This window comes from Altererythrobacter sp. KTW20L (assembly GCF_023501975.1).
GTDB lineage: Bacteria > Pseudomonadota > Alphaproteobacteria > Sphingomonadales > Sphingomonadaceae > Alteraurantiacibacter.
Window position 1 is genome coordinate 39,546 of the sequence record NZ_JAMFLH010000014.1, and the last position, 25,824, is coordinate 65,369.

At 64.7% G+C, this 25,824-nt stretch carries 28 protein-coding genes; 18 read left to right on the plus strand and 10 right to left on the minus strand.

Features of this window, described 5'->3' with window-relative positions; all coding sequences use genetic code 11:
* Window positions 1-14 precede the first annotated feature (14 nt).
* Both M3P36_RS13695 and M3P36_RS13700 read right to left on the minus strand, forming a co-directional pair.
* Entirely contained in the window at window positions 15-860 is an 846-nt protein-coding gene (locus M3P36_RS13695; protein ID WP_249704256.1) for a universal stress protein, read from the minus strand.
* 204 nt (window positions 861-1,064) lie between these two features.
* Entirely contained in the window at window positions 1,065-1,553 is a 489-nt protein-coding gene (locus M3P36_RS13700) for an Rrf2 family transcriptional regulator (RefSeq protein ID WP_249704257.1), read from the minus strand.
* Between the two features lie 79 nt (window positions 1,554-1,632).
* Between M3P36_RS13700 and M3P36_RS13705 the strand changes: the two genes are divergently transcribed.
* From M3P36_RS13705 to M3P36_RS13715, 3 genes are read left to right on the plus strand one after another with little or no spacing between them, the layout of a single operon-like run.
* Window positions 1,633-2,121 (plus strand): group III truncated hemoglobin, encoded by a 489-nt coding sequence (locus tag M3P36_RS13705; RefSeq protein ID WP_249704258.1) that lies wholly within the window; start codon window positions 1,633-1,635, stop codon window positions 2,119-2,121.
* Entirely contained in the window at window positions 2,114-2,566 is a 453-nt protein-coding gene (locus M3P36_RS13710; RefSeq protein ID WP_249704259.1) for a hypothetical protein, read from the plus strand. Before M3P36_RS13705 ends, M3P36_RS13710 begins: the two co-directional genes overlap by 8 nt.
* Complete coding sequence (locus M3P36_RS13715) at window positions 2,563-2,862, plus strand: TehB-like domain-containing protein (RefSeq protein ID WP_249704260.1); 300 nt, start codon at window positions 2,563-2,565, stop codon at window positions 2,860-2,862. The genes M3P36_RS13710 and M3P36_RS13715 overlap by 4 nt, the downstream gene beginning before the upstream one ends.
* Here M3P36_RS13715 and M3P36_RS13720 read toward each other — a convergent pair.
* Window positions 2,853-3,491, minus strand: a complete 639-nt coding sequence (locus tag M3P36_RS13720) for a peptidylprolyl isomerase (protein ID WP_249704261.1) — start codon at window positions 3,489-3,491, stop codon at window positions 2,853-2,855. The genes M3P36_RS13715 and M3P36_RS13720 overlap by 10 nt on opposite strands.
* Before the next feature lie 32 nt (window positions 3,492-3,523).
* Window positions 3,524-4,699, minus strand: coding sequence for an alpha-hydroxy acid oxidase (locus M3P36_RS13725; RefSeq protein WP_249704262.1), 1,176 nt, complete (start codon window positions 4,697-4,699; stop codon window positions 3,524-3,526).
* 109 nt (window positions 4,700-4,808) lie between these two features.
* On the opposite strand from M3P36_RS13725, the gene M3P36_RS13730 reads away from it, so the two are divergent.
* Together M3P36_RS13730 and M3P36_RS13735 are read left to right on the plus strand one after the other, a co-directional pair.
* Complete coding sequence (locus tag M3P36_RS13730) at window positions 4,809-5,216, plus strand: BlaI/MecI/CopY family transcriptional regulator (protein ID WP_349630576.1); 408 nt, start codon at window positions 4,809-4,811, stop codon at window positions 5,214-5,216.
* Window positions 5,213-6,847 carry a M56 family metallopeptidase gene (locus M3P36_RS13735; protein ID WP_249704263.1) on the plus strand — a complete coding sequence of 545 codons (1,635 nt, stop codon included), beginning with the start codon at window positions 5,213-5,215 and terminating at the stop codon, window positions 6,845-6,847. Before M3P36_RS13730 ends, M3P36_RS13735 begins: the two co-directional genes overlap by 4 nt.
* A gap of 10 nt (window positions 6,848-6,857) precedes the next feature.
* Here the strand turns inward: M3P36_RS13735 and M3P36_RS13740 are convergent, their stop codons facing one another.
* Together M3P36_RS13740 and ypfJ are read right to left on the minus strand one after the other, a co-directional pair.
* Window positions 6,858-7,457: a hypothetical protein gene (locus M3P36_RS13740; RefSeq protein WP_249704264.1), complete on the minus strand. Its 600-nt coding sequence runs from the start codon at window positions 7,455-7,457 to the stop codon at window positions 6,858-6,860.
* 31 nt (window positions 7,458-7,488) lie between these two features.
* Window positions 7,489-8,370: a KPN_02809 family neutral zinc metallopeptidase gene (gene ypfJ / locus M3P36_RS13745; RefSeq protein WP_249704265.1), complete on the minus strand. Its 882-nt coding sequence runs from the start codon at window positions 8,368-8,370 to the stop codon at window positions 7,489-7,491.
* Window positions 8,371-8,468: 98 nt separating this feature from the next.
* On the opposite strand from ypfJ, the gene M3P36_RS13750 reads away from it, so the two are divergent.
* From M3P36_RS13750 to M3P36_RS13770, 5 genes are all read left to right on the plus strand, one after another.
* Window positions 8,469-9,224 (plus strand): 3-hydroxybutyrate dehydrogenase, encoded by a 756-nt coding sequence (locus M3P36_RS13750; RefSeq protein ID WP_249704266.1) that lies wholly within the window; start codon window positions 8,469-8,471, stop codon window positions 9,222-9,224.
* Window positions 9,225-9,323: 99 nt separating this feature from the next.
* Complete coding sequence (guaB, locus tag M3P36_RS13755; RefSeq protein WP_249704267.1) at window positions 9,324-10,775, plus strand: IMP dehydrogenase; 1,452 nt, start codon at window positions 9,324-9,326, stop codon at window positions 10,773-10,775.
* 3 nt (window positions 10,776-10,778) lie between these two features.
* The gene (locus tag M3P36_RS13760; protein WP_249704268.1) at window positions 10,779-11,021 is read left to right on the plus strand and encodes a hypothetical protein; all 243 of its coding nucleotides are present in this window, start codon (window positions 10,779-10,781) and stop codon (window positions 11,019-11,021) included.
* Window positions 11,018-12,196, plus strand: coding sequence for an RsmB/NOP family class I SAM-dependent RNA methyltransferase (locus tag M3P36_RS13765; protein ID WP_249704269.1), 1,179 nt, complete (start codon window positions 11,018-11,020; stop codon window positions 12,194-12,196). The genes M3P36_RS13760 and M3P36_RS13765 overlap by 4 nt, the downstream gene beginning before the upstream one ends.
* A gap of 63 nt (window positions 12,197-12,259) precedes the next feature.
* Window positions 12,260-12,760 (plus strand): tetratricopeptide repeat protein, encoded by a 501-nt coding sequence (locus tag M3P36_RS13770; RefSeq protein WP_249704270.1) that lies wholly within the window; start codon window positions 12,260-12,262, stop codon window positions 12,758-12,760.
* Window position 12,761: 1 nt separating this feature from the next.
* On the opposite strand, the gene M3P36_RS13775 is transcribed toward M3P36_RS13770, so the two are convergent.
* Entirely contained in the window at window positions 12,762-13,244 is a 483-nt protein-coding gene (locus M3P36_RS13775; protein WP_249704271.1) for an RNA pyrophosphohydrolase, read from the minus strand.
* Window positions 13,245-13,404: 160 nt separating this feature from the next.
* Here M3P36_RS13775 and M3P36_RS13780 point away from each other — a divergent pair, with 160 nt between their 5' ends.
* From M3P36_RS13780 to M3P36_RS13810, 7 genes are read left to right on the plus strand one after another with little or no spacing between them, the layout of a single operon-like run.
* Window positions 13,405-15,381, plus strand: a complete 1,977-nt coding sequence (locus M3P36_RS13780) for a 2-oxoacid:acceptor oxidoreductase subunit alpha (RefSeq protein ID WP_249704272.1) — start codon at window positions 13,405-13,407, stop codon at window positions 15,379-15,381.
* Window positions 15,378-16,424: a 2-oxoacid:ferredoxin oxidoreductase subunit beta gene (locus tag M3P36_RS13785; protein ID WP_249704273.1), complete on the plus strand. Its 1,047-nt coding sequence runs from the start codon at window positions 15,378-15,380 to the stop codon at window positions 16,422-16,424. Before M3P36_RS13780 ends, M3P36_RS13785 begins: the two co-directional genes overlap by 4 nt.
* A 25-nt stretch (window positions 16,425-16,449) precedes the next feature.
* A complete protein-coding gene (locus tag M3P36_RS13790) occupies window positions 16,450-16,854 on the plus strand; it encodes a GxxExxY protein (protein WP_349630577.1) in 405 nt (134 codons plus the stop codon).
* A 38-nt stretch (window positions 16,855-16,892) separates the two neighbouring features.
* Window positions 16,893-17,819, plus strand: a complete 927-nt coding sequence (locus tag M3P36_RS13795) for a metal-dependent hydrolase (RefSeq protein ID WP_249704274.1) — start codon at window positions 16,893-16,895, stop codon at window positions 17,817-17,819.
* Between the two features lie 31 nt (window positions 17,820-17,850).
* Window positions 17,851-19,236 (plus strand): cryptochrome/photolyase family protein, encoded by a 1,386-nt coding sequence (locus M3P36_RS13800; RefSeq protein ID WP_249704275.1) that lies wholly within the window; start codon window positions 17,851-17,853, stop codon window positions 19,234-19,236.
* A gap of 37 nt (window positions 19,237-19,273) precedes the next feature.
* Window positions 19,274-20,500, plus strand: coding sequence for an SAM-dependent methyltransferase (locus tag M3P36_RS13805; protein ID WP_249704276.1), 1,227 nt, complete (start codon window positions 19,274-19,276; stop codon window positions 20,498-20,500).
* Window positions 20,497-21,684, plus strand: coding sequence for a serine hydrolase domain-containing protein (locus tag M3P36_RS13810; RefSeq protein WP_249704277.1), 1,188 nt, complete (start codon window positions 20,497-20,499; stop codon window positions 21,682-21,684). The genes M3P36_RS13805 and M3P36_RS13810 overlap by 4 nt, the downstream gene beginning before the upstream one ends.
* Here M3P36_RS13810 and M3P36_RS13815 read toward each other — a convergent pair.
* The 3 genes from M3P36_RS13815 to purF all read right to left on the minus strand — a co-directional run bounded on the left by M3P36_RS13815 (window position 21,672) and on the right by purF (window position 24,325).
* Window positions 21,672-22,019 carry a PilZ domain-containing protein gene (locus M3P36_RS13815; protein ID WP_249704278.1) on the minus strand — a complete coding sequence of 116 codons (348 nt, stop codon included), beginning with the start codon at window positions 22,017-22,019 and terminating at the stop codon, window positions 21,672-21,674. The two genes, M3P36_RS13810 and M3P36_RS13815, sit on opposite strands and share 13 nt — an antisense overlap.
* A 98-nt stretch (window positions 22,020-22,117) precedes the next feature.
* Complete coding sequence (locus tag M3P36_RS13820; RefSeq protein WP_249704279.1) at window positions 22,118-22,849, minus strand: SDR family NAD(P)-dependent oxidoreductase; 732 nt, start codon at window positions 22,847-22,849, stop codon at window positions 22,118-22,120.
* 3 nt (window positions 22,850-22,852) lie between these two features.
* Window positions 22,853-24,325, minus strand: a complete 1,473-nt coding sequence (gene purF / locus M3P36_RS13825; RefSeq protein WP_249704282.1) for an amidophosphoribosyltransferase — start codon at window positions 24,323-24,325, stop codon at window positions 22,853-22,855.
* Between the two features lie 551 nt (window positions 24,326-24,876).
* Here purF and M3P36_RS13830 point away from each other — a divergent pair.
* Window positions 24,877-25,824, plus strand: a 948-nt coding sequence (locus tag M3P36_RS13830) for a hypothetical protein (RefSeq protein ID WP_502798387.1), incomplete at its 3' end; no start/stop codon positions are given.

Below are 25,824 nucleotides of genomic sequence, written 5' to 3' on the forward strand. Positions count from 1 at the left end.
TACAATCTTTTAGCTTAGTTCGCCATCAGCACCGGCAGGCGCAGGACGTTCAGCACGTCGAGTGTCGCGCCGCCGAGCAGGAATTCGCGCAGCCGCGAATGGCCATGCGCGCCCATCACCAGCATATCAGCCCCGGCGTCCCGCGCTTCTTCCTGCAAGGCATCGCCAATCCAGCGGCTGCCCTTGCTGCGATGTTCGACCGTGGCCTTGATGCCGTGACGGGCGACAGAGGCACACAGGTCCTCCGGCGCGATGCCGGTGTCGATGGACTTCTCGTCCCCGATGACCAGGAACACCACTTCCTCGATCCCCGGCAGCAGGGCCAGGGCATCGCCCAGGGCGCGGGCGGCCCCGCGGCTGTTGTCCCAGGCCACGGCGATTTTTCGGGCGGAATAGCCGCCCGCATGGCCGTGGGGCACCAGCAGCAGCGGTCGCCCGGCATCGAACAGCAGGCCTTCGCAGACCAGCCGTTCGCTCAGCATGCCCTCCTTGCTGCTGCTGCAGATCACCAGGTCATGCAGGCGCGCACGATCGTTCACGAAGCGGAAGAATCCGCGCGAATGGTCGAGCCTGGCGATCACCGACAGATCGAGCGACCTGGCCGCGCAGGCACTTTCCATCGCTGCAATGTTGTCGAACTTGAGCTGGTCGAGCTTGTCGGAAGCCGTCGCCATCTGTTCGCGGGTGCGGCTGCTGGCGCTGAAGGGATTGGCATTGTCGGTATTGAGCAGCATGGCTGTCAGCGCCATGCCGTGGCCTGCACACAGGTCCAGCGCATAGGCTGCCGGACCGCGTTCAAGGTTGAAGGTCTCGACAGGCGCATAGAGCAGCGCGGTCCTGGTTAGCGGAATGGTCGTCATGGCAGATCCTCCTCGAAAGCTGTGGAGCCGGAGTCTTCGGTGACGGCGAAGGGGTGGAGAGCCGACACCGGGCAAACCCCGGCGCGGTCCGACATCACGACCAGATGGTCGCCAGAGGGGCCCGGTCCCGCAAGGTGCATAGTAGGCAACTGCTGCCGGGTGGCAATTGATCCCGCGCAAGTGCCCGCCTTTGTCGGGTCGATGTCAGGCTGGCAGGGCGGGAGGAGCTGTTGATTCCGGGGCGGGCTCGTCGATCGCCAGGCGTTCCAGCAGAGACCTGCGCTGGCCCTTCACGAAATCGGCCAGGGTGAACTGGTCGAGATGCGACAGGAAGGCGTCGAGCGCGCCAGCCAGCGCAGGCTTGAGGCGGCAGGCGCCGTCAATGGCGCAACCGCCCTCGGCTTCGGCCCGACTTCCGCCCATGCAGGTGACAAAGCCGTCGAACCGCTCAAGGCGGCGGACCACCGAGCCGACGTTGATTTCCTTCGGCGGTCGCGCCAGCCGCAGGCCGCCGCCACGCCCGCGGAGGGTCTCCACCAGCCCCTCGGCCTGGAGTGCCTGGACGACCTTGGCGAGGTGGTTGCGTGAAATACCGTAGCGCAGGGCGATCTCGTCAATCGTCGCCTGGCTGCGGGTGGCCCCCAGCATCATCAGCACCCTGAGGGCATAGTCCGTGTGCAAGCTCAACTGCATAAAACAGGTATACAGGATATTGCTTTTACAGGCAAGCTTGTTAAACAGGCATATCAAATGCCTCTTAGTGAGTCGAGCCATGCAAACTGCCATCAGCCGCACCCCCGACCACCGCGCTCGCATAGAGGCGATCCGCCAGCGCAAGCGGGAAGAGGCCGAAGCCATCGGTATCGACGAGGAGTTGATCGACCGCGTAGTTGAGCGCTTCTACACCCGCGTACGAAGGGACGACCTGCTCGGCCCGATCTTTGCAGAACGGATCACCGACTGGCCGGTCCACCTTGGCCGGATGAAGCAGTTCTGGCGCTCGGTCCTGCTGGGTACGGCAGAATTCTCGGGCAATCCGATGGTCCGCCACCAGGCCATTCCGGGCCTTGAGGAACGGCACTTCGCCCACTGGCTCGACCTGTTCTACCAGACCCTGCGCGATGAATGCCCGCAGTCTGCCGGGGTGGCCGAATATGCCGCCCGCGCGCGGATGATCGCCGAAAGCCTGCTGATCGGAATCGAAATGCGCCGCGACGGACTGACGCCGCATGCGCCCAAAAGGAGCCTGCCCCATGTTTGAACAGCACGATACAGACTTCGCCCGCTTTGCCGATCCGGTCGATTTCGACCTGGCACAGACGACCGGGATATTGCCGGAGGTGACAGCCGCTCCGGCCCAGCCGGAAAGCCGCCGGTTCGAACTGCCGGGCAACATCTGGGTTGGCATGATCGCCAGCTATGCGGTGTTCTTCGCCGCCATCGCACTTGCCACTGGCGGCAGCGGACATGCCCGCTTCGCCATTGTCATCTCGATCCTCTACACCGCGATCTTCTTCGGCGTGGCGCGGATCCTCGCCCGGCAGGCGGGGCCGGATGGCCGTTCGCCACTGCTGCGCGGTGAGCCGTTGCAGACCTGGTGCGGGCCGATGGATGCAAAAGCGGTCTATGGCCAGGTGCTGGTTGTGCCGATGGCCGTCGCCGCATTCGGCATGGGCATCGCCGTGATCTGTGCGGTGACACTGTGAGCGACCGAGGCATTCCCGATGGTTTTGCCGTAGTGCGGACCATCGGGCCTTTCAGCGCCGAAACCTTGCCCAAGGGGCTGCTGGCCGAACACCGGCTGAAGCCGGACAGGTGGGGCCGGATTTCGCTGCATGAAGGGGAAGTGCGGCTGGTTATGGATGATGGATCGGGCACGGTTACGCACCTTGCTGCACCTGCCACCGCCATGATCCTGCCCGAAGTGCCGCACCATGTGGAATTCGACGACGATTTCCTGCTTGAGATTGCCTTCCTGACGCGCGCTGAGGGTCAGGACTGATCGGGTAGCTCCACCACCACCGCATCCACGATCACCACCGGCTGGGCCAGCATCTCGCCCTTCATCCAGCCTTCGCCCTTGTCGGGATCGCGCGGGGCGGCGTGGATCGCTTCGATCACATCCATGCCGCCCACCACCCGGCCGAACACGGCATAGCCATCGTGCCACTGCGGGTCTTCGTTGCCGGGGTTGGCGTCCATTGCGGGCTGGGCCTGCAGCATGATCGAGAAATCGCCGGTCGCGCTGCCGGGTTCATTGCGCGCCATCGACAGCGCGCCGCGCACGTGGGCAAGGCCGGTCACACTGGTCGGCTCATGCGCGATGGGCGGCAGGATGCGGTCGGGATCGTACTGCGTGCCGCCCTGGATCAACCCGTTGGGCTGCGGTTCCCAGTCAAGGATCATCGCCCGGTAGAACACCGCCCCATCGAACCGGTCCTCCTCGACATAGCGCAGGAAGTTGCCCGCAGTGATGGGTGCGCGTTCGGTCTCCAGCGCGATCAGGATAGTGCCCATGGTGGTTTGCAATTCGACGTGGGTCGTGCGCGGTGCGGGCGCGGGTAGGAGTTCTTCCTGCGCGAGGGCGGGGGAGGCAAGCGCCAACACGGCGGCGGCGAATCGGATCAGCATGCCCGCAATCTAGGTTGGGATGGTCCTTCCGCCTAGCGCCGCCGAAGCTTGTCGGGGGTGAGCTGGTCCACCCGGTTCACCCCCATGAGCTGCATCCCGCGCCGGATTTCGGCGTCCAGAAGCCCCACGGCCCGGTCCACGCCGGGCTGGCCCGCCGCCGCCAGGGCATAGAGATAGAGCCTGCCGCCGCTCACGCCCTTGGCCCCGGTCGCCAGCGCTTTCAGGACATGCGATCCGCGCCGCACGCCGCCGTCGAGGATCACTTCCATCCGGTCACCCACGGCCTGGACGATCTCGTCGAGCTGGTCGAACGGAGCCCGGCTGCCATCGAGTTGCCGCCCGCCGTGGTTCGACACCATGATTGCATCGACCCCCATGTCCGCCGCGCGCCGCGCATCGCCCACCGACATCACGCCCTTGAGGCAGAACTTGCCGCCCCACTGGTCGCGCAGATGTTCTGCCGCCTGCCAGTTGAGGCCGGGATCGAGCATCGAGTTGAAATAGTCCTGGATCGAGATCGAGGCGTTGGAGCCTGCCGCCACATGGGTGGAGAGGTTGGGCAGGTCGAATTTCTCGCGGAACAGGAAATTCAGCGCCCATGCCGGATGCGTGGCATAGGACAGGAAGCTGGCGGGTGTGATCTTCGGCGGGGTCTGGAAGCCGGTGCGCTTGCAGCGTTCGCGGTTGCCTGAAACCACCGTGTCCACTGTCAGGGTGATGGCATCGAACTTCGCCGCCTTGGCCCGCTCGACCAGCGCCGCGTTGAGGCCGCGATCCTTGTGGTAGTAGTATTGCAGCATCTTGGGCCCGGCATAGTTCGCGCCCACTTCCTCGATGCTCACGCTCGACAGGCTGGATATGCCGAACCACAGGTTGAACTTCTCGGCCACGGCGGCAGTCGCCCGTTCGCCCTGCCAGTGGAACAGCCGTTGCAGCGCCGTGGGGCTGAGCATCAGCGGCAGCGACGTGGTGCGGCCCATGATGGTGGCGGACGGGTCGATGTTGTCGGCCCCCACCAGCACATCGGGTACGAGGTCCACATCTTCGAAGGCGGCAGTGTTGCGGTCCTTCGTGCTCTCGTCGTCAGCCGCGCCGTCGATGTAGTGGAACACCGGATATGGCAGGCGGCGCTGCGCCAATTCGCGGAAATCTGCCACGTTCTGGCAATCGTCCAGGCGGCGCACGGCATAGGGGAATTTCTTGCTCATGGTCGGGCGCTGTTACAGCCCCGCCGCGAGTGAAGGGAGGGCATTCACCGGCAGTTCAGATTACAAATGTAGTCATAGCGCCGTTCCACGGTCGATCAAGGAGGCCGCAGTGGCGGATACCGACAGCGATTTGCCAGCCAACGAATCCGGGGCAGAGCGGATCAGCGATGCCGAACACGCGGTCATGGAAGCCTTGTGGGAACGCTCGCCGCAGAGCGCCGCCGAAGTCTGCGACATGGTGTGCGGGGCGCGCGGCTGGTCCATGCCGACGGTGAAGACGCTGCTGGCCCGCCTTGTGTCCAAGGGTGCGCTGGGCACCACGCCGCAGGGCCGCCGCTTCCTCTACACCCCGCTGATCGAGCGCAGCGCCTATGTCGGCACCGAAAGCCGCCGGCTGGTTGACCGGCTGTTCGGCGGCCGCGCCGCGCCGCTGTTCGCCCATCTCGCTGCCAGCGAACAACTGACCGACGACGACATCGCCGAGATCGAGCGCCTGCTGCAGGAGCTGCGGAAATGACCCAGTGGCTGTTCGACACCTTCGTGTGGACCGGCGCGCTGATTGCGCTGGTGCTGGTGCTGCGCCGCCCCGTAGCGCGGCATTTCGGGCCGCAGGTGGCCTATGCGATGTGGGCACTGCCACTGGCCCGGCTGGTCCTCCCGCCCTTGGTCTTGCCTGCAAGCATGGCGCCGGTCGAAGCCGCGCCTGCCGAACCGCTGGTGATCCTGCTGGCCGATGCCCCGCAAGCTGCTGCCGTCGCCCCGGCTCTCGGCTGGCTGCCGGTGCTGGCCTTGGCGCTGTGGCTGGGTGGGGCGGCCCTCATGCTGGCCTGGCGCGCGCGCGACTATTTCGCCATGCGCCGGGATCTGCTGGCAGAGGCCCGGCCAATGGGCGAGGCGGGCAGTGTGCGGCTGGTGGAAACGCCTGCGGTGGATTCGCCCGTGGCATTTGGTTTGCGTGACAAGGTGGTGGCCCTGCCGCCGGGCTTCATGGTCCAGCCCGACCGCGCCGCGCGCGACCTCGCCATTGCGCACGAGCTGGCGCACCACTCCGGCCACGATCTGCTCGCCAATTTGGCGGCCCAGCCGCTGCTGGCGCTGCACTGGTTCAACCCGCTGGCATGGGCAGGCTGGCGCGCGATGCGCCGGGACCAGGAAGCGGCCTGCGATGCGCGGGTGGTGGCAGGGCGTGAGTGGCACGAGCGGGCGGCCTATGCCGAGGTGATCGCCGGCTTTGCTGCCGGTCGCCGACTGGCACTCGCGGCCCCGATGGCCAGTTCCATGGCCTGCCCGCTACTGGGCGAGAAGGCGATCATCCATCGCCTGCGCAGCCTCACCATGACCGACGTTTCATCGGCCCGCCGCAAACTGGGCCTATCCGCCATCGGTGCAGGCGCACTGCTGGCCCTGCCGCTCACCGCGTCGATTTCCTATGCCCGGGTTGAAGCGCCCGAAGCGCCCGAAGCCGAGGCGCTAGCGACATCGCACAATGTCGTGCGCAACGACCGCGAAACCTCGCATGAAGCGACCGTGGCCGATTCCGCCGAGAATGGGGAGGTCGTGACCGCGCTCAGTGATGCCGAGATCGATCGCATGATGGCCAGGATCGACGCTGACATGGCGAGAGTCGACGAAGAAGCCAGTCGAGCCGCCGCCGAAGGACGGGAGGCCGCCCGTTTCGCCATGCGGGAGATTCCGCAGGTCGAGACAGGCTGTCAGGACGGCAGCGACATTGTCACCCACCGCCAGCTTGCCGATGGCCGCTGGGTCATGGTCATCTGCCAGCGCGCCGCGCATCTGGAGGCCAGCACCGGCCTGCGCGAGGCACAGCGGGCCATCCTCGAAGCCGAAGGAATGCCGCCCGAGTTGCGTGCGCGGATTTTGAAAGAACTCGAAGCCGAAATCTCCAGCCTCGGGCGCGAACAGGCCATGTGGGAAGCTGCGGTTCGGACCCTGGCCGCGATGGAACTGATGGAAGCCATGGAGGCCGCGCAATTTGTGCCCTTCACCTTGCCGTTAGCTCCAGCGCCTCCCCTGCCGCCTGCCGTCCAGGGCGTCAGGGCGCCGCTGGCCGACCCTGCACCAGTCGTGCTGATCCGGGCCACGGTGATGCTACCGACGGTAAAGGTGATCGGCGGACCGACGATTTAGGTTTTCGAACTTAATTTACCTGCTGGACCACGGGTTCGGAATAGAAGCCGTTCTCGTCCACCACCGGCCCACTGTCGGCGCGGCGGTCGCTGTCATCGCCGCGATCCCGGCGTGCTTCGTTCTCGGCGTCAACTGCCCGGAGCCGGGCGATCAGTTCGGGCGTGGCGGGGCTGGCGGGATAGTCGCAACCCAGCGATTCCCCGCGACCCTTGAGATAGGCTCGACGCATCATGCCCGCCGCGATCGCCTCGCGGAAATCGCGCTGGCGGTCGTTGGCTCCGGAAAGCTCCCGGATAATGCCGCGAAACGGGATAAAGCTGCCGACCACACGGCTGGCCACAGAGGTGGCGGAAAGCTGGCGCTCGCTGGGGGCAAGGGTGTCGTAATCGTCGCCCAGGATGGCATCGAGATCGGCCACGCGGCTCAGGATCGCGGCGCAGCCATTGATGCCCTGGTTGTCATAGGGGTCATTGCGCGCATCGACCAGCAGCGGCGGGATATCGTCCTGGTTGAGGTTGAGATCGGTCAGCGGCGTCAGAGCCACATCGCGCACGGTGCGCGGCCTGTCGTCGAGGCCGTTCTGGGCCATGGCGGGCATGGCACAAGCCATTGCCCCCACAGCCAGTGAAATCAGCGCTGCCCTAGCGGCGCATGTCGGCGAAAGTATCGCATTGTTCTTCATCACCGGTTTGTATTCCCCTACGCAGCCATTCCATTCGTTGCGCGCTGGAGCCGTGGGTGAAGCTTTCGTGATCCACCCGCTGGCCGGCATTGCGCATCAGAGTGTCGTCGCCGATGGCGGCGGCGGCTGTCATGCCCTCTTCCAAATCCCCAGGCTCGATTAAGTTCCTGTTTTTCGCGGCCCATACCCCGGCATAGCAATCGGCCTGCAGCTCCAGCCGCACCTGCAACTGGTTGGCGTTGCGGGCGTCGGAACGCTGCAGTTTGCGCACTTCCTGCGCCATGCCGGTGAGGTGCTGGATGTGGTGGCCATATTCGTGGGCCATGACGTAATAGCGCGCAAAATCTCCGCCCGCGCCCATCTGGCGGGCCATCACATCATAGAAGCTGGTGTCGATGTAGATGCCCATGTCGGCCGGGCAGTAGAATGGCCCCATGGAACTCGACGCGCTGCCGCAGCCGGATTCGGTGCCACCGGTGTAATACCACAGGGTCGGCTGTTCGAACGGGATCTGCGCGGCGGCGAAGATCGGCTCCCATGTGTCGTTGAGGTTGGCGAGCGCGTTGCAGCCTTCCATCGCATAGGCATTGTCGTCGCAGATCTCCATGGCGCTTTCGTCACTCGCGGCGGGGCCTTGCTGCTGCTGGCCGGTGGTCTGCTGCACGCCTTCGACCATGCCGACCATCTGGCCGGGGTCCACGCCGAAGACCAGCGCACCGATCAGCACCACCACGATGCCGCCGCAGCCAAGGCCGCCTGCGCCGCCCATCCTGGTGCCGCTGCCCCTGGTCCCTCCACGCCGGACCCGGACCCGTCGCGGATCGAACTGGTTGAGCCGCATGGAAATACCCCTTCGTGTGCTGCACTTGCGAATTGGGGGCTGGACCTTGTTGCCGCCCGTCAGGCAAACCTATGCCAGACAATCAGATGGAGTCGATAATGTTCCTTAGTGGCAAGCGCGCGCTCGTAACGGGCTCCACCTCGGGCATCGGCCTCGCCATCGCGCGGGCCTTGAAGGCGCAAGGGGCGGAGGTTCTGCTGACCGGTTTCGGCGAGCCGGAGGCGATTGCGGCGCTGTGCGAGGAACTGGGCGCGATGCACGTCAGCGCGGACCTGACCTTGACCGAGGGCGTGGAGCGACTGATGGCCGAGGCGGGCGCGGTGGACGTGCTGGTCAACAATGCCGGGATGCAGCACGTCGCCCCGGTAGAGAGCTTCCCGCCGGAAAAGTGGGACGCGATCATTGCATTGAACCTCTCCGCAGCCTTCCACACCGCGCGCCTCGCCGTGCCGCACATGAAGGACGCGGGCTGGGGCCGGATCATCAACGTGGCCAGCGCCCACTCGCTCGTCGCCAGCCCCTACAAGGCGGCCTATGTCGCCGCCAAGCACGGTATTGTGGGCCTGACGAAGGTGCTGGCGCTGGAACTGGCAGAAGCGGGCATTACCGCCAACTGCATCAGCCCCGGCTATGTCTGGACCCCGCTGGTGGAAAACCAGATCCCCGATACGATGGCGGCGCGGGGCATGACCCGCGAACAGGTGATGCACGATATTCTGCTCGCCAAGCAGCCGACCAAGAAGTTCGTTGCGGTGGACGAAGTGGCGGCCATGGCGCTGTTCCTGTGCGGCGATGCAGCGCAGAACATCAACGGCGCGAACTGGAGCGTCGACGGCGGGTGGACGGCGGAGTAGGAACTTTTCCACCACACTAGCCTCTGTCACACCATGCGGTTACATGGGCCGCCACGAATCGAAATTCGCTGCAAAAGCGCACAACATCTGGTGGCACCCATGGAAATCGAAACCGGCCTTACATTCGACGACGTCCTGCTGAGGCCGGGCGAGAGCGATATCGTGCCGAGCCAGGCGAGCACCCGCACGCGGCTGACGCGCGGGATCGCGCTCAATATCCCCGTCCTCTCCGCCGCGATGGACACCGTGACCGAGGCCGACATGGCTATCGTCATGGCCCAGCTTGGCGGCATCGGCGTGCTCCACCGCAACCTGACGGTGGAGGAACAGTGCATCGCGGTGCGCCGGGTGAAGCGGTTCGAAAGCGGCATGGTCGTCAATCCCATCACCATCACGCCCGATGCCACGCTGGGCGAGGCGCAGGCGCTGATGACGATGCACCGCATCAGCGGCATCCCGGTGGTCGATGTGGCGGGCAAGCTGGCCGGCATCCTGACCAACCGCGACGTGCGCTTTGCAGACAATCCCATGCAGCCGGTGCGCGAGCTGATGACCAAGGACAACCTCGCCACGGTATCCGAAGGCGTCAGCATGGAAGAGGCACGCCGCCTGCTCCACGCCCGCCGGATCGAAAAGCTGCTGGTGGTGGACAATGCCTATCACTGCGTCGGCCTGATCACGGTGAAGGATATCGAGAAGGCCGTGCTGCACCCCGATGCCACCAAGGATTCGACCGGCCGACTGCGCGTGGCGGCGGCGACCACCATCGGCGACAAGGGCTTTGCCCGGACCGAGGCGCTGGTCGATGCCGAATGCGACGTGATCGTGATCGACACCGCCCACGGCCATAACAAGGACGTGGCCCGCGCGGTGGAGCGGGTGAAGAAGCTGTCGAATTCCGTCCAGGTCATCGCCGGCAACATCGCCACCGCCGAAGCGACCCGTGCGCTGGTTGGCGCAGGCGCCGATGCGGTGAAGGTGGGTATCGGCCCCGGCTCGATCTGCACCACGCGCATTGTCGCCGGTGTCGGCGTGCCGCAGCTCACCGCGATCATGGAAGCTGCCAGCGCGGCGGGTGACGTGCCGGTGATCGCCGATGGCGGCCTGCGCACCAGCGGCGATGCGGCCAAGGCGCTGGCCGCCGGTGCCTCTACCGTGATGATCGGCAGCCTGCTGGCAGGGACCGAGGAAGCACCGGGCGAGACATTCCTGTATCAGGGCCGCGCCTACAAGAGCTATCGCGGCATGGGCAGCGTGGGGGCGATGGCGCGCGGGTCTGCCGACCGTTATTTCCAGCAGGACATCAAGGACCAGATGAAGCTGGTGCCCGAAGGCATCGAGGGCCAGGTGGCCTTCAAGGGCCCGGCGCGCGACGTGGTCCACCAGCTTGTCGGGGGCATCAAGGCGGCCATGGGCTATACCGGCAGCGCCACGATCGAGGCGCTCAAGGAGCGGGCGAGGTTCATCCGCATCACCAACGCTGGGCTGAGCGAAAGCCACGTTCACGATGTGAGCATCACCCGCGAGGCCCCGAATTATCCGACGCGCTAGGACATGGTCGAGTTCCTGCCATATATCCTGATCCTCATCGGCTGGAATCCCGCGCACCCGGAAGACAGCATGGCCTTGCAGCACTCGCTGCATTTCGATGAGGCTGCTTGCATCGAGCGGGGCCGCACGCTGACAGAACAGCGCAATTCTGCAAGTTCAGAGGCTTTCCCTGCGCGCTACACCTATTTCTGCATCCAGGCGCCAACCGGTCAGGAATACGACGACCTGTTCGAACAGCGCAAATGACCCCCGCCGCGCGTGTCCAGTCCGCTATCACGATCCTCGACAGCGTGATCGCTGCTGCCCGGTCGCAGGGCGCTCCCGCTGACCGCATCTTGGCCGACTGGTCGCGGGCCAACCGCTATGCCGGATCGAAGGACCGGCGGGCGATCCGCGATCTCGTCTATGCGGCGATCCGCGCCTGCGGGCCGGTGCCGGCCAATGGCCGCGCGGCGATGTTGCTGCTGGCTTCACGCGATGCGGAGCTGGCGGCTCTGTTCGACGGCTCCGGGTATGGGCCGCCCGCCATTGGCGCGGGCGAGGAACCGGCCAGCGCCGGAGTGGCCCCGCAGTGGCTGGTCGAGCGCCTTGCTGCCTCGGATATCACCGGTGAGGAAGCCGAAGCCTTGCTTGGCCGTGCCCCGCTCGACCTGCGGGTGAACACCCTCAAGACCGACCGCGCCGCGCTCATCCTGCCCGAACCGGCGGAGGAACTGCCGCTGCCCAATGCCCTGCGCCTGCCTGTCGGCACCCAGGTGGAGCAATGGCCCGCCTATTGCGATGGCCTGGTCGAAGTGCAGGACGCGGGGAGCCAGGCCATGTGCCTTGCCGCCGCTGCGAAACCCGGTGAACTGGTGATCGATCTGTGCGCAGGCGCTGGCGGCAAGACGCTGGCGCTGGCCGCTGCGATGGCGAATGAGGGCACCCTCATCGCTGCCGATACCGACCGCGGGCGGTTGTCGCGGCTTGCTCCGCGGGCTGCGCGGGCAGGGGCGAGGATTTCCGAAACTATCCTGCTCAACCCCGGCCGCGAGCTGGAAGCGCTTGGTCCCTGGCAGGGCAAGGCCGACATGGTGCTGGTCGATGCGCCGTGCTCTGGCACAGGAACATGGCGGCGCAATCCCGAGGCGCGCTGGCGGCTGACTGCGCAGGAACTGGCCCGCCTTGCCCAGTTGCAGGCCCGCCTGCTCGATGTGGCGGCTACGCTGGTCAGGCCCGGCGGGCGGATCGTCTATATCACCTGTTCGCTGCTCGACGAGGAAGGGGCAGGGCAGGTGGGACGCTTCCTTGCTGCAAATCCGGCCTTCACTGCCCAGCCGGTCGAACTCCCCCTGGGCACGCCGCGCGGGGTGGGAAAACGGCTCACCCCGCATCATGCCGGAACCGACGGATTTTTCATCGCCAGTTTATCTACGGCGTGATAGCTTCCCACGCTTATGGCTGACCAGATGCTGACAGATCGGCCCGCACTGAAGGAGCTCCTTATGCGCTACACCCCTGCTGCCCTTGCCTTGTCACTGGTTTTCGCGGTGACTGCGAGTAGCGGGCTGGCAGCGGGCAAGGTGCCCGATCCGCGTGCCGAGGCGCTGGCGGCAGAAGGCCGCGCGGCACTGGATGCGGGGGATACCCAATTGGCGATCGACATGTTCGAAGCCGCGCTGGTGGTCGATCCGTCGTTCTCGGCGGTCTATGTCGATCTCGGCAATGCCGCCCGCGCCGATGGCCTGCAGGGAAAGGCGATCCGCTTCTACCGCGAGGCACTGGAGCGCGATCCTGAAAACCTCGCCGCCATTTCGGGCGAGGGCGAGGCCCTGGCAGAAAAGGGCGCGCTCGACACCGCGCGGCAGAACCTCGCCCAGTTGCAGAGCCTGTGCGGGGCCGATTGCATGGAAACGCTCGATCTCGCCGCCGCCATCGACCGCGGCCCCCTGCCGCGCGTGATGACCGCCGAGATTACTCCGGATGCGGGTGTAACGGCGAACTAGGTCAGATTTTCCCCGCGAAGCCTTCCACCACGGCTTCGTAGATCGTCCGTTTGAACGGCACGATCAGGTCGGGCAGCAGCGCGGGCTCGACCCAGCGGAATTCGCAGAATTCGGGATGCTTGTGGGCGTCGAGGCGGATGTCGCTGTCCTCGCCCAGAAAGCGAACCAGGTACCACACCTGCCGCTGGCCGACATAGCGGCCCTTCCACAGCTTGCCCTGCAATTCGGGCGGCAGGTCGTAGAACAGTTCGCGCCCCAACCTGGTGACGATTTCCAGGTGCCGTTTGGCCACGCCGGTCTCCTCGCCCAGCTCGCGCACCATCGCCACATCGAGGTCTTCACCCGGATCGACGCCGCCCTGCGGCATCTGCCACCAGTCGCCCTCCTTGTTGTCGATGCGCTTGCCGACAAAGGCGAGCCCGGCGGAATTGACCATCATGGTGCCCACGCAGGGGCGGTACAGCTTGGGATCAGGTGCGCTCATCGGGCATTGCCTAGTCAAAGCGGTGGACCAATTCCATCACCCGATTGCGGCCTGCACAGAAAAACTTGATTGCTCCGGGCAGGGCAGGTCCATAGGGCACAGGTCAGAAGTGCCCCGAGGCACGCGATAACAGGCGCATGTGCGCAAGCAGGAACATACCATGGCGACCCAGACAGCCGATCGAGCGGCTTCCGCAACCCCGCAGGCCGGGCCCGACAGCGTAGTCGTCCGCTTTGCGGGCGATAGCGGCGATGGCATGCAGCTTACCGGCGGGCAGTTCACCCTGTCCACCGCACTGGCGGGCAACGATCTTGCCACTTTCCCCGATTTCCCCGCCGAAATCCGCGCGCCGCAAGGCACGCTGTTCGGCGTTTCGGCCTTCCAGATCAATTTCGGCTCCAGAGAGATCAACACCGCAGGCGACGCGCCCGACGTGCTGGTGGCGATGAACCCCGCCGCGCTGAAGACCAACCTGCAGGCCCTGAAGCCTGGCGGGCTGGTGATCATCGACACCGGCGAGTTCACCAAGCGCAACCTCGAAAAGGCCAAGTACGAGGTCAGTCCGCTGGATGATGGCAGCCTGGCCAAGTGGGATGTGCTGGCCTTCGACATTTCTGCGCTGACGATCGAGGCGGTGAAGCCGTTTGGCCTCGGCAACAAGGATGCCTTGCGCTCGAAGAACATGTGGACGCTGGGCCTGGCGCTGTGGATGTTCGACCGCGACCGGCAGCCGCTGATCGACTGGCTCAACGCCAAGTTCAAGACCAAGCCCGTTATCGCCGCCGCCAACATTGCCGCGCTCAACGCTGGTCATGCCTATGGCGAAACGGCCGAGCTGACGGGGCCGCTCAAGAAGGTCCACATTGATCCCGTGGCCGCCGAACCGGGCCTTTACCGGACCATTACCGGCGCGGAAGCCGTTTCGCTTGGCCTGGTCGCCGGTGCGCAGCTGGCTGGCCTGCCGATGTTCTTCGGCGGATATCCGATCACGCCTGCCAGCTCGATCCTCCACCACCTCGTTCGGCTGAAGGAATTCGGCGTCACCACCTTCCAGGCGGAAGACGAAATTGCCGCGATCTGTGCCGCCATCGGCGCAAGCTGGGCAGGGCAGCTTGGCGTGACCAGTTCGTCCGGCCCCGGCATTGCGCTGAAGGGCGAAGCGATGGGCCTTGCCGTGATGACCGAGCTGCCGCTGGTGATCGTCAATTCCCAGCGCGGCGGCCCCAGCACCGGCCTGCCGACCAAGACCGAGCAGAGCGACCTGTACCAGGCGGTCTATGGCCGCAACGGCGATGCGCCGATCCCGGTCATCTCGGCAAGCAGCCCGGGCGACGTGTTCGACTGCGCGATCGAGGCCTGCCGCATTGCCGTGCAGTACATGACGCCGGTGATCCTCCTCACCGATGGGTATATCGCCAATGCCGCCGAACCGTGGAAGGTGCCCGATCCGGCGAGCTACGAGCCGTTCCCGGTCCAGTTCCTCGAAGAGAAGAACGCTGGCGACACGCTGCTGCCCTACAAGCGCGATGCCAAGGGCGCGCGGCCGTGGATCAAGCCGGGTACGCCTGACCTGATGCACCGCATCGGCGGGATCGAGAAGAAGGTCGATACCGGCAACATCGATTACAGCCCCGAAAACCACCAGATCATGACCGACGCCCGCAAGGCCAAGATCGATGGCATCGCCGTGCCCGACCAGCAGGTTTCGCATGGCGACAAGACCGGCCACCTCGCCGTGGTGGGCTGGGGCAGCACCTATGGCCCGATCCGCCGCGCAGTGGACAATGCGCGCCGCAAGGGTCTGGCCGTAAGCCATATTCACGTGCGCAATATCTGGCCGCTGCCCGCCAACCTGGGCGAGCTGCTCGCGGGGTTCAGCCATGTGCTGATGCCCGAAATGAACACCGGCCAGTTCAAGACCGTGCTGCGCGACCAGTTGCTGGTCGATGCCGACAGCCTGACCAAGACCAGCGGCCAGCCGTTCCAGATCGCCGAACTGGACGAGGCCATCGCCCGCTATTTCGACGGAATCCCGGATAACGAAGGCGGCGAGGTCCACGCCAACACGCAGCAGTTGCCCACTCCCGAAAGTGGGCATGACGATGGATCGCTGAAGGCGACCGGAGACGCGCAATGAACGAGATGACCAAAATCGAAACCACCCTCAAGGACTGGGAAACCGACCAGGAGGTGCGCTGGTGCCCGGGTTGCGGGGACTATGCGATCCTGAAGGCGGTCCAGCGCACGCTGCCGCAGCTGGGCTGTGATCCGGCCAAGACGGTGTTCATCAGCGGCATCGGCTGCTCCAGCCGGTTCCCCTATTACATGGAGACCTACGGCTTCCACACCATCCACGGCCGCGCGCCTGCTTTCGCGACTGGCGCAAAGCTGGCCAATCCGGAACTCGACGTCTGGCTGGTGACGGGCGATGGCGATGGCCTGTCCATCGGCGGCAACCACATGATGCATGTGCTGCGGCGCAACGTGAACATGCAGATCATGCTGTTCAACAACGAGATTTATGGCCTCACCAAGGGCCAGTACTCGCCCACCAGCCGTATCGGCACCAAGAGCCCCAGCACCCCCATTGGCTCGGTCGATCGTCCGGCCAACCCTTGCGCCTTTGCCCTGGGTGCCGGTGCGCGGTTCGTTGCGCGCGGGTTCGACGTGTCGAAGAACCTGCCCGACGTGCTGAAGGCCGCCCATGCCCACCAGGGCGCGGCCTTCATCGAGATCTTCCAGAACTGCATCGTCTACAACAAGGACGTGTTCGATGCCTTCGCCGCGCCCAAGGGAGCGGACGATCACCAGCTGTGGCTGGCCGATGGCGAACCGATGCTGTTCGGCAGCGAGAAGACCGGCGGCGTGAAGGGCATTGCGCTTGATCGTGACCTGCTGGAACTGAAGGTTGTCGATGTGGTGGATGGGGACTGGCAGGCCGCCGGGGTGCTGGTCCACAATGTCCGCAACCGCTCTATCGCCCACATGCTCATCGAGGCGCCATTTGGCCCGTTCCCGATGGCGCTCGGCGTAATCTACGACGACCCGCGCCCGACCTATGAAAGCGCCGTCGTGGAAGAGCGCGCCAAGTCGAGCGAAGGCAAGAGTGCCAACCTCGCCAAGCTGCTCGCCAAGGGCCAGACCTGGACCGTGGAGGACACCGGCGGGCATCCGGCTTGATTTAGTCTCACACGAAGACACGAAGATGTCGCGACCGGACGATCTGGAGAGCCTCGCACGGATCGCTGTGGATTGTGGATTCCAGTTGCATCGTGATCTTGGCCCGGGGTTGCTGGAAGGCGCTTATGAAGCGCTCCTTGGCGGACTGATTTCGCAAGCCGGTTATGCCGTCGAACGACAGGTCCCCATGACCATGCGGTACAAGGGCGTTGTCGTTGACAACGCATTCAGGATCGATTTGCTCGTCGAGCGCAAGCTGGTGATCGAGTTGAAATCCATCGAAAAATTGGCACCTGTCCACGGCAAGCAGGTCCTGACCTATCTGCGCCTGATGGACCTGCCCCTAGGTCTGCTGATGAATTTCGGGCAGGCCACTTTCAAGGACGGCCTGAAGCGGGTTGCCAACGATTATTGGGGGCGCATCGGTTAGGCTCGACATCTTCGTGTCTTCGTGTGAATCAATCTTCGATGGACAACCTCACCCACTCCCTCACCGGCGCGCTGATTGGCCAGTGCGGGCTGAAGAAGAAGACCGGCCTTGCCATGCCCGCGCTGATCATCGGCGCAAACCTGCCCGATGTGGATGCGGCGTGTTTCTTCTGGCTCGACGGGGTGGAGCATCTGGCTTTCCGTCGCGGGATCACCCACGGGCCGCCCGCGTGGTTCCTGCTGCCGCTGATGCTGGCGGGCTTGCTCTATGGCTGGGACCGGTGGCAGGCGAAACGCGGCCAAGGCCGGTTTGGGCGGCCCGACAGCCGCCTGCCGGTGAACTTCAAATGGCTCTACCTCCTCAGCCTGATCGGCTGCCTCAGCCATCCGGCCCTCGACTGGATGAATGTCTATGGTATCCGCCTGCTCGCCCCGTTCAGCCAGCAATGGTTTTATGGCGACGTGCTGTTCATCATCGACCTGTTCCTGTGGGTGCTCCTGGTCGGCGGCGTATGGTTCTCGCTCCGCCGCGAGAAGCGTGGGGGTGACTGGATCAAGCCCGCGCGCGCGGCGATGGCCGTGATGCTCGCTTACATCGGGCTTAACGCCGCGATCACCCATGCACGGGAAGCCGAACTGGCGGGCGAGGGCGCGGTGGTGATCGCCAGCCCGCCGCCGGTCCTGTTCTGGCAGCGCGACATGATCGTGGGCAGTGATGGCCGCTACACCATCAACGGCGAACCGGTCGGCGATTTCGACCTGACCGAGAGCGACAAGCCGCACATCGCCAAGGCCGTGCCCGAAGCTGCGCCCTTCCTGTTCTGGTCGCGGGTGCCGATGGTCCGTGTTGCCGATGACGGGCGCTATCTCCTAACCGACGCGCGTTATCTGGGGCGCGGCGAGGGAGGGTTCACGGTGGAGCTTCCCGCCGAAGTCTGCGTCCCGCCGGAACTGCCCGTACCCTAGGGCCGTTCTCCGCCATCGCAGGAGGAAGCCCGTGCCAGTGCCGCAAATCGTCTGGCTGCGACGCGACCTGCGGCTGGCCGACCAACCCGCCTTCACGATCGCTGCGGCGCAAGGCCCGGTCATCCCGGTCTACATCCTCGATGACGAGACCCCCCGACACCGCCGGATGGGCGCGGCCAGCCGATGGTGGCTACACCATTCCCTGAAGGCACTGGAAAAGGACCTCGCCCGCCATCATTCACGGCTGATTCTGCGGCGCGGGAAGTCTGCCGATGTACTGGCCGCACTGGCCGACGAAACTGGTGCCACTACAGTCCACGCTCTGCGCCATGTCGAGCCCTGGTGGCGGAGCGCCGAACGCGCGGTTTCCGCACGACTTGAGCTGTGCCTCTACGATGGCCTCTACCTCCTCCCGCCCGGTTCGCTGACCACCGGAGGCGGGACGCCGTACAAGATCTTCACGCCGTTCAAGAACGCCCTGTTCGAGCGGCTCGACGGGGTGGACCTGCTGCCCGAACCCGTGCTGTCATCTCCCGAAGACTGGCCCGCCTCCGACAAGATGGCCGACTGGGACCTGCTGCCGCGCAATCCCGACTGGGCGCGCGGCTTTGCCGAGGCGTGGACGCCGGGCTCCCTTGCCGCACACAAGCGGATGGACGCATTCGCGGACGATCTCGGCCCCTATCGGCAGGACCGCGAGCTGCCTTCCATCGACGGCACGTCGCGCCTCTCGCCGCACCTCCACTTCGGCGAGATCTCGCCGCGCCAGTTGTGGCACGCGACCGAAGGCATGACCGGCGAAGGCCCCGGCTTCTTCCGCGCCGAACTGGCCTGGCGCGACTATGCCGCCAACCTCGTGCTGCAATTCCCGGACTATGGCGCGCGGTCCTATCGCGACGGCTACGATGATGGCCTGTGGCGCGACCCGCAAACCGACGAGCAGGCAGCGGCAGACCTGAAAGCCTGGCAACAGGGCCGCACCGGCTATCCCATCGTGGACGCGGGGATGCGGCAGTTGTGGGATTGCGGCTGGATGCACAACCGCGTGCGGATGATCGCCGCCTCCTTCCTCGTCAAACACCTGCTGATCGACTGGCGGCATGGCGAGCGCTGGTTCTGGGATACGCTGGTCGATGCCGATTATCCGAGCAATGCCACCAACTGGCAGTGGGTTTCGGGCACTGGCGTGGACAGCAACATGTTTGTCCGCATCATGGCGCCGCTCAGCCAGAGCGAGAAATTCGATGCGGGTGAATACATCCGACAATGGGTGCCGGAGCTGTCGGGCCTCGATGATCCCTATGTCCACGATCCGGCCAGCCACTTTTGCCGCCCGGAAGACTATCCCGCGCAGCTGATCGGCCACCGCGAAGGACGCGAGCGGGCGCTGGAATCATACCGCAACAGCAAGGCCTGATCTTGCCGCGCGCGGACGCGAAGTCCATAGACGCCGCATGGCGACGCGGGGAGCAGGGCTGCTGGAAGCAGGTGGGAATTTCGGGTCGAGCCCGGGCTTCCTCGCGCGCCTTGTCGCGCCGGGGTTTGCCGGGATACTGGACCGGATCGACGCCGGGCTGGTGACAGGAACAATCCACGGAATCCTGCCCGATGGCAGCCACCGCAGGCTGGGTGGGCGGGCCCCCGGTTTTGAATGCATCGTTGAACTGAAGGACTGGCGCGCACTGCTGCGGCTTGCCACGGGCGGCTCGGCCGGATGGTATCAGGCGTGGGAGGCGGGCGAGTGGTCCAGCCCCGATCCGGTGCCACTGTTTGCCTTGTTCATGGCCAATGGCGTGTCGCTAGGCGAAGTGGGCCGCGCCAAGGGTCCGTGGCGCTGGGCGGCGCGGGCCTTCCATGCGCTGAACCGCAACACGAAAGCGCGGGCGCAGCGCAACATCCACCTGCATTACGATCTCGGCAACGATTTCTATGGCGCCTGGCTCGATCCGACGATGAGCTATTCGGCGGCCTATCGCACTGGCGACGATCCGCTGGAGCAGGCGCAGCAACGCAAGTGGCAGCGGCTGGCGGAGCGGCTGGGCAAACCTGGTAGCCTGCTCGAAATCGGCTGCGGTTGGGGCGGCCTGGCAGGACATTTCGCCCATCACGGCAGCGCAGTGACCGCCATCAGCCTGTCCGCTGAACAACTGGCTTGGGCTCGCGAAAAACACCCCGGTATCGATTTCCGCAAGCAGGATTACCGCGACGTTGCCGGGCAGTTCGATGCCATTGTCAGCGTGGAAATGGTCGAGGCCCTGGGCCGCGAATACTGGCCGACCTTCATGGATTGCGTGGCGCGCAACCTGAAGCCGGGCGGCCGCGCGGCGATCCAGTACATCGCCATGCGCGAGGAACTGTTCGACGGCTATGCCCGCAACGCCGATTTCATCCAGGCCTATGTCTTCCCTGGCGGGCTGTTGATCCGCACTAGCGAATTCCGCCGCCTGGCCGAAGAACGCGGGCTGGCATGGCAGGACCAGGAGGACTTCGGCCTCGACTATGCCGAGACCCTGCGCCTGTGGCGTGAGAACTTCGATGCGGCGGAGCGTGAAGGGCGTCTGCCTGCAGGGTTCGACGAACGGTTCTGCCGCCTGTGGCGCTATTACCTGCAGTATTGCGAAGGCGGTTTTCGAGGCGGGGGGATCACCGTGAGCCAAGCCACGCTGGTCAAGGCCGGATGAAGCGCTGGCTCATCGCGCTGGCCCTGGCGGCCGGGCTAGGCACGGCGGGCTGGCTGTCGCTCGACCGCGATCTGCGCACCCTGATTGCCACCGGCCCGACCGATACCGACATCCTGTTCTGGACCGACGATCAGCGCGATGCCGGTTTCCGTGCGCTCGACAAGCTGGGGTGGGTGGTCGATTCGCGGGTCATCGCGCGGGGTAACAGCGTTCGCCCCCTGCCTGCAGGAGAACCACTGGCGCTCGATCTCTATCTTGATGCCTATATCGAACAGCAGCGCGTGGCCGGGCTGGTCGTGCTGGTGGACGGGCGGGTGGTGCTCGAACGCTATGCGCGGGGCTTTGGACCGGACGGCCGCTGGACCAGTTTTTCGGTGGCGAAAAGCCTCACCTCCACGCTGGTGGGAGCAGCCCTGCAGGACGGCGCGATCCGCTCGCTCGATGACAGGGTCAGCGCCTATGTGCCTGATCTTGCAGGTTCGGCATATGATGACGTGACCATTCGCCAGCTTCTCACCATGACCAGCGGGGTGGCATGGAGCGAGGACTACGGCGATCCCCAATCAGACGTGGCGCGGTTCAATGCGCATCGGCCGGAAGCGGGGGTCGATACCACGGTCAGCTATATGCGCGGGCTGCCGCGCGCCGCGCCGGCAGGCGAACAATGGCTCTACAAGACGGGTGAGACCAACCTCATCGGCGTGGTGGTGAGTTCGGCCACCGGTAAGCCGCTGGCGCAATACCTGTCGGAAAGGATCTGGGCGCCCTTCGGCATGGAGCAGGACGCAACCTGGTTGCTGGGCTCCACCGGCCACGAGATCAGCGGCTGCTGCATCCAGGCCGGCACGCGCGACATGGCGCGGTTCGGGCTGTTCGTGCTGGACGGCGGGCGGATCGGCGGCGAGCAGGTCGTGCCTGATGATTGGTTCGACATGGCAACGACCAAGCAGGCCGATATCGGCGAGCCGGGCCGGGGCTATGGCTTCCAGTGGTGGACCTATGACGACGGCACCTTTGCCGCGCAGGGCATCTTCGGGCAGGGCATTTTTATCGATCCGGCGCGGCGGCTGGTGATTGCCACCAACGGCAACTGGCCGATCGCTTCATCGGACGAATTGTGGGCCGGGCGCGAGGCGTTCTATCGTGCGGTCCAGGCCGCAGTTGAGCCGCTTCAGCCCCGATAGGTGCCATCTCCGCGATATCGGGCGAGAATGTTCTCGTGCACGATCGGGCTGATCAGGTTGGAGAAGGCGCAGCCGCACAGGCCGTTTTCCCACCACACCACTTCTGCCTGGAGCGATTCGAGGCCGGGCAGGGTCAGCCAGCACATCGAACCCGGGTGCATCCGGGTTACTGCCGTGGCGGAAAAGCCTGAAAGCGACAGGTCATTCACCACAGTCTGGAACGAACGCATGCCCGAGGCGCGCAATTGTGCCGGAATGACGATCCTGGTGCGCGGAGCCGAACGGTCCTCCTGCGCCGCCACGTCGTACCGCCCCTGGACATTGTGCAATGTCATGCCGAATTCCCACCCCTCGTATGCTGCAACCATGGCCTTTCAAGGCCTTGCGAGCACAGAATGGTCCGTTCTGCTTACCAGCACCTTACCGGCAATGGTTAAGCTGAAGTTTCCACTCTTTTCCGGGTCAGGTTGGAAAAGTCGTCCACCAGCATCTGGACGATGGCCTGGCCGACCACTTCGGGCGGCTTAACGCTCTGCGGATCTTCGCCCGGATAGGCCTTGGCGCGCATGGCCGTGCGGGTCGCGCCGGGATCGACGATAGCGACGCGCGTATCGCTGATCCGGCCGATCTCCTGGCCGTGGCTCAGCAGGAGGTTGTCGAATGCCGCCTTGGTCGCGCCATAGGCGCCCCAGAAGGCGCGCGGCTCTGCCCCGACCGAGCTGGTGAGGCCGATGATCCGGCCATGCTTGCTGCGTTTCAGCAGCGGATCGAACACCGCCAGCAGGGCCTGCGTGGCCAGCACATTCAAGGTCAGCGCCTGGTTGAACTGGCGCGCGTCGATCTGGGTGACGGGGGTGAGCGTGGGCAGGGTGGCGGCGGAAATAACCAGCACGTCCAGCCGCTCCCACCGCTGGGCAAGGGCCTGTGCCAGCCGGCCGATGGAGTCGTTCTCGGTCAGGTCGAGCGGGGCGATGGTGGAGGTGCCGCCGGCATCGTGGATCGCATCCTCGACCACTTCCAATTCCTTCACCGTGCGCGCGGTGATCACGACATGGGCACCCGCCGCGGCAAGTGCGATGGCCGTGGCGGCGCCGATGCCCTTGCTGGCGCCGGTGACCAGCGCGATCCGGCCTTCCAGCGGCCTGTTGGCAATCACGTCACCCATGGCTCAGGCGACCTTGCCGACCGGCAGCTTCAGTTGCGCCTCTTCCGCCTGGACAATGGCATTGTCGGTCAGGCTGGTGGGGTATTCGCCAGTGAAGCAGGCATCGCAATATTGCGGGTTCACATTGTCGCGCCCGGCCAGGCCGACGGCGCGATAGAGCCCGTCGATCGAGACGAAGGCGAGGCTGTCGGCCTGGATGAATTCGCGCATGGCAGCCAGGTCCATCCGGCCGGCCAGCAGTTTGGAGCGTTCGGGTGTATCCACGCCGTAATAGCAGCCGTGGCCGGTGGGCGGGCTGGCAACGCGGAAGTGGACTTCCTTTGCCCCTGCATCGCGCATCATTTGCACGATCTTGAGGCTGGTAGTGCCGCGCACGATGGAATCGTCGATCAGCACGATGCGCTTGCCCGCCACGATGGCGCGGTTGGCGTTGTGCTTGCGCGCCACCCCTGCATTGCGCGCGCCGTCGCTCGGCTGGATGAAGGTGCGGCCGACATAGTGGCTGCGGATGATCCCCAGCTCGAACGGGATGCCACTCTGCTGCGAATAGCCGATGGCTGCTGGAACGCCGCTGTCAGGCACCGGCACGACCAGGTCTGCTTCCACCGGTTCTTCCTTGGCCAGTTCCATGCCGATGTTGCGGCGGCTGGCATAGACCGAGCGGTCGTTGAAGATCGAATCGGGGCGGCTGAAATAGACGTGCTCGAAAATGCACGGGCGCGGGCGTGCCTCGCCGAAGGGGCGGTGGCTGCGGATCGTGCTGTCGAAATCGACCTCGACGAATTCGCCCGGCTCGATCTGGCGGATGAATTCGGCACCGACCACGTCGAGCGCCACGGTCTCGCTGGCGAAGACGATGGCATCGCCAAGCTTGCCCATTACAAGTGGACGGATGCCCAGCGGGTCGCGGCAGGCCATCATGCCGCGCGGGGTCATCACGATCAGGGCATAGGCCCCTTCGACCAGGCGCAGAGCATCGACCAGCTTGTCCAGCATGGTCGGATAGCGGCTGGTGGCGACGAGGTGGATTATTACCTCGGTATCGGATGTTGACTGGAAGATCGCGCCCTTCTGCACCAGTTCCTGGCGCAGCAGCCGAGCGTTGGAGATATTGCCGTTGTGCGCGACGGCGAAACCGCCGCTGGCAAGGTCCGCATAGAGCGGCTGGACATTGCGCATGCTCGCGCCGCCGGTGGTCGAATAGCGCACGTGGCCTGCCGCCATCAGGCCGGGCAGTTCGGCAATCGATTCCCCGGTGGCGAAGTTCTCCGCCACGTGGCCGAGTCCGCGCACGGTAAAGAATTCCGTTCCATCGAAGCTGGTTATGCCGACCGCCTCCTGCCCGCGATGCTGCAAGGCGTGGAGGCCTAGCGCGCAGGTCGCTGCCGCGTCCGCACGACCGATGACGCCGAAAACGCCGCATTCCTCGCGCAGCTTGTCGCCGTCGAGATCGAGGTAGGGGTGGGTCAGGTTCATGCGCAATCGGGCAGCCATTGGTTGGCCGCACCCTTGGCGACATTGGGTGGTGATTACAAGCTTGATCATTCCGGGTGGCGGGGATCTGCGACGGATGGCCTGCCAGACCTGCGGGTCGCTTTCAGCTTCGGCCAAACAAGGATGAATTCACATCCAACGGATGTACATCTATTTCGGATGCATAATATTCATAATCTTCAAGTTACCGATTACATAAGTATTCCTACATAGCGCGGTCAGTCACGCAATACTGTTTACTCCAAGTAGGCGATGGCTTGGGGGATTCGGCTGAAACGGTAACGGCTCTTTGTTCGACAGTTCCCAACTGACGATCATGCCCGGTTTCAACTTTTTTTCCTGCACTCAGGCACTTGCAGCCAGAAATCTACCTGCCCGGCCCTTTCGTCGGCGGGAACTTCCGGTGCGGGACAGGCCATCGATCGGACGAGGCAGAAGAGGGGACATCGATCCGGAAAGCAGCAGATCACTTCAGGTCGCATCACCGCACTGAATCTTCTCGAAAATTTTGAACGAGAATTGGAGAAATCAACATGAGTAAGACAAAACTGACCCTGCTGGGAGGTACTGCCGTTGCGGCACTGCTGGTCTCGGCTCCGTCATTGGCGCAGACAGTTTATGACACCGATGTGCAGGATGTGGCGATTGCGCAGAACGCCTCGGACATTGCCGATAACGCTGCCGACATCGCAACCAACACCGCCGATATCGCAACCAACGCGGCGGACATTGCAACCAACGCTGCCGATATCGACGCGCTGGAAACCAACGACGCGCTGCAGGATGCCGCGATTGCGCAGAATACCTCGGACATTGCCGATAACGCTGCCGACATCGCAACCAACACCACAGACATCGCGACCAACGCCACGGATATCGCAACCAACACTGCCGACATTGCAACCAACGCTGCTGATATCGACGATCTGGAAGCCAATGACGCGCTGCAGGACGCCGCGATTACAGCCAACACTGCCAATATCGCCGCCAACGCTGCTGATATCGTCGATCTGCAAACCAATGTGAGCGATCTGCAAAACGATTTGGTCGATGTGCAGGATGACATCAGCGATCTTTTCGCTGCCGATACCGCGCAGGACACGCTGATCGCCGCCAACGCTGCCGACATCGCGACCAATGCGGCGGACATCGCAACCAACACCACGGACATCGCGACCAACGCGGCAGACATCGCGACGAACACCACAGACATCGCGACCAATGCCGCCGACATCGACGCGCTGGAAACCAATGACGTGCTGCAGGATGCGGCGATTGCGCAGAACACCTCGGACATTGCCGATAACGCTACCGATATCGCAACCAATGCGGCGGACATCGCAACCAACGCGGCGGACATCGACGCGCTGGAAACCAATGACGCGCTGCAGGATGCCGCGATTGCGCAGAACACCTCGGACATTGCCGATAATGCTGCCGATATCGCGACCAACGCCGCCGACATCGCGACGAACACCACA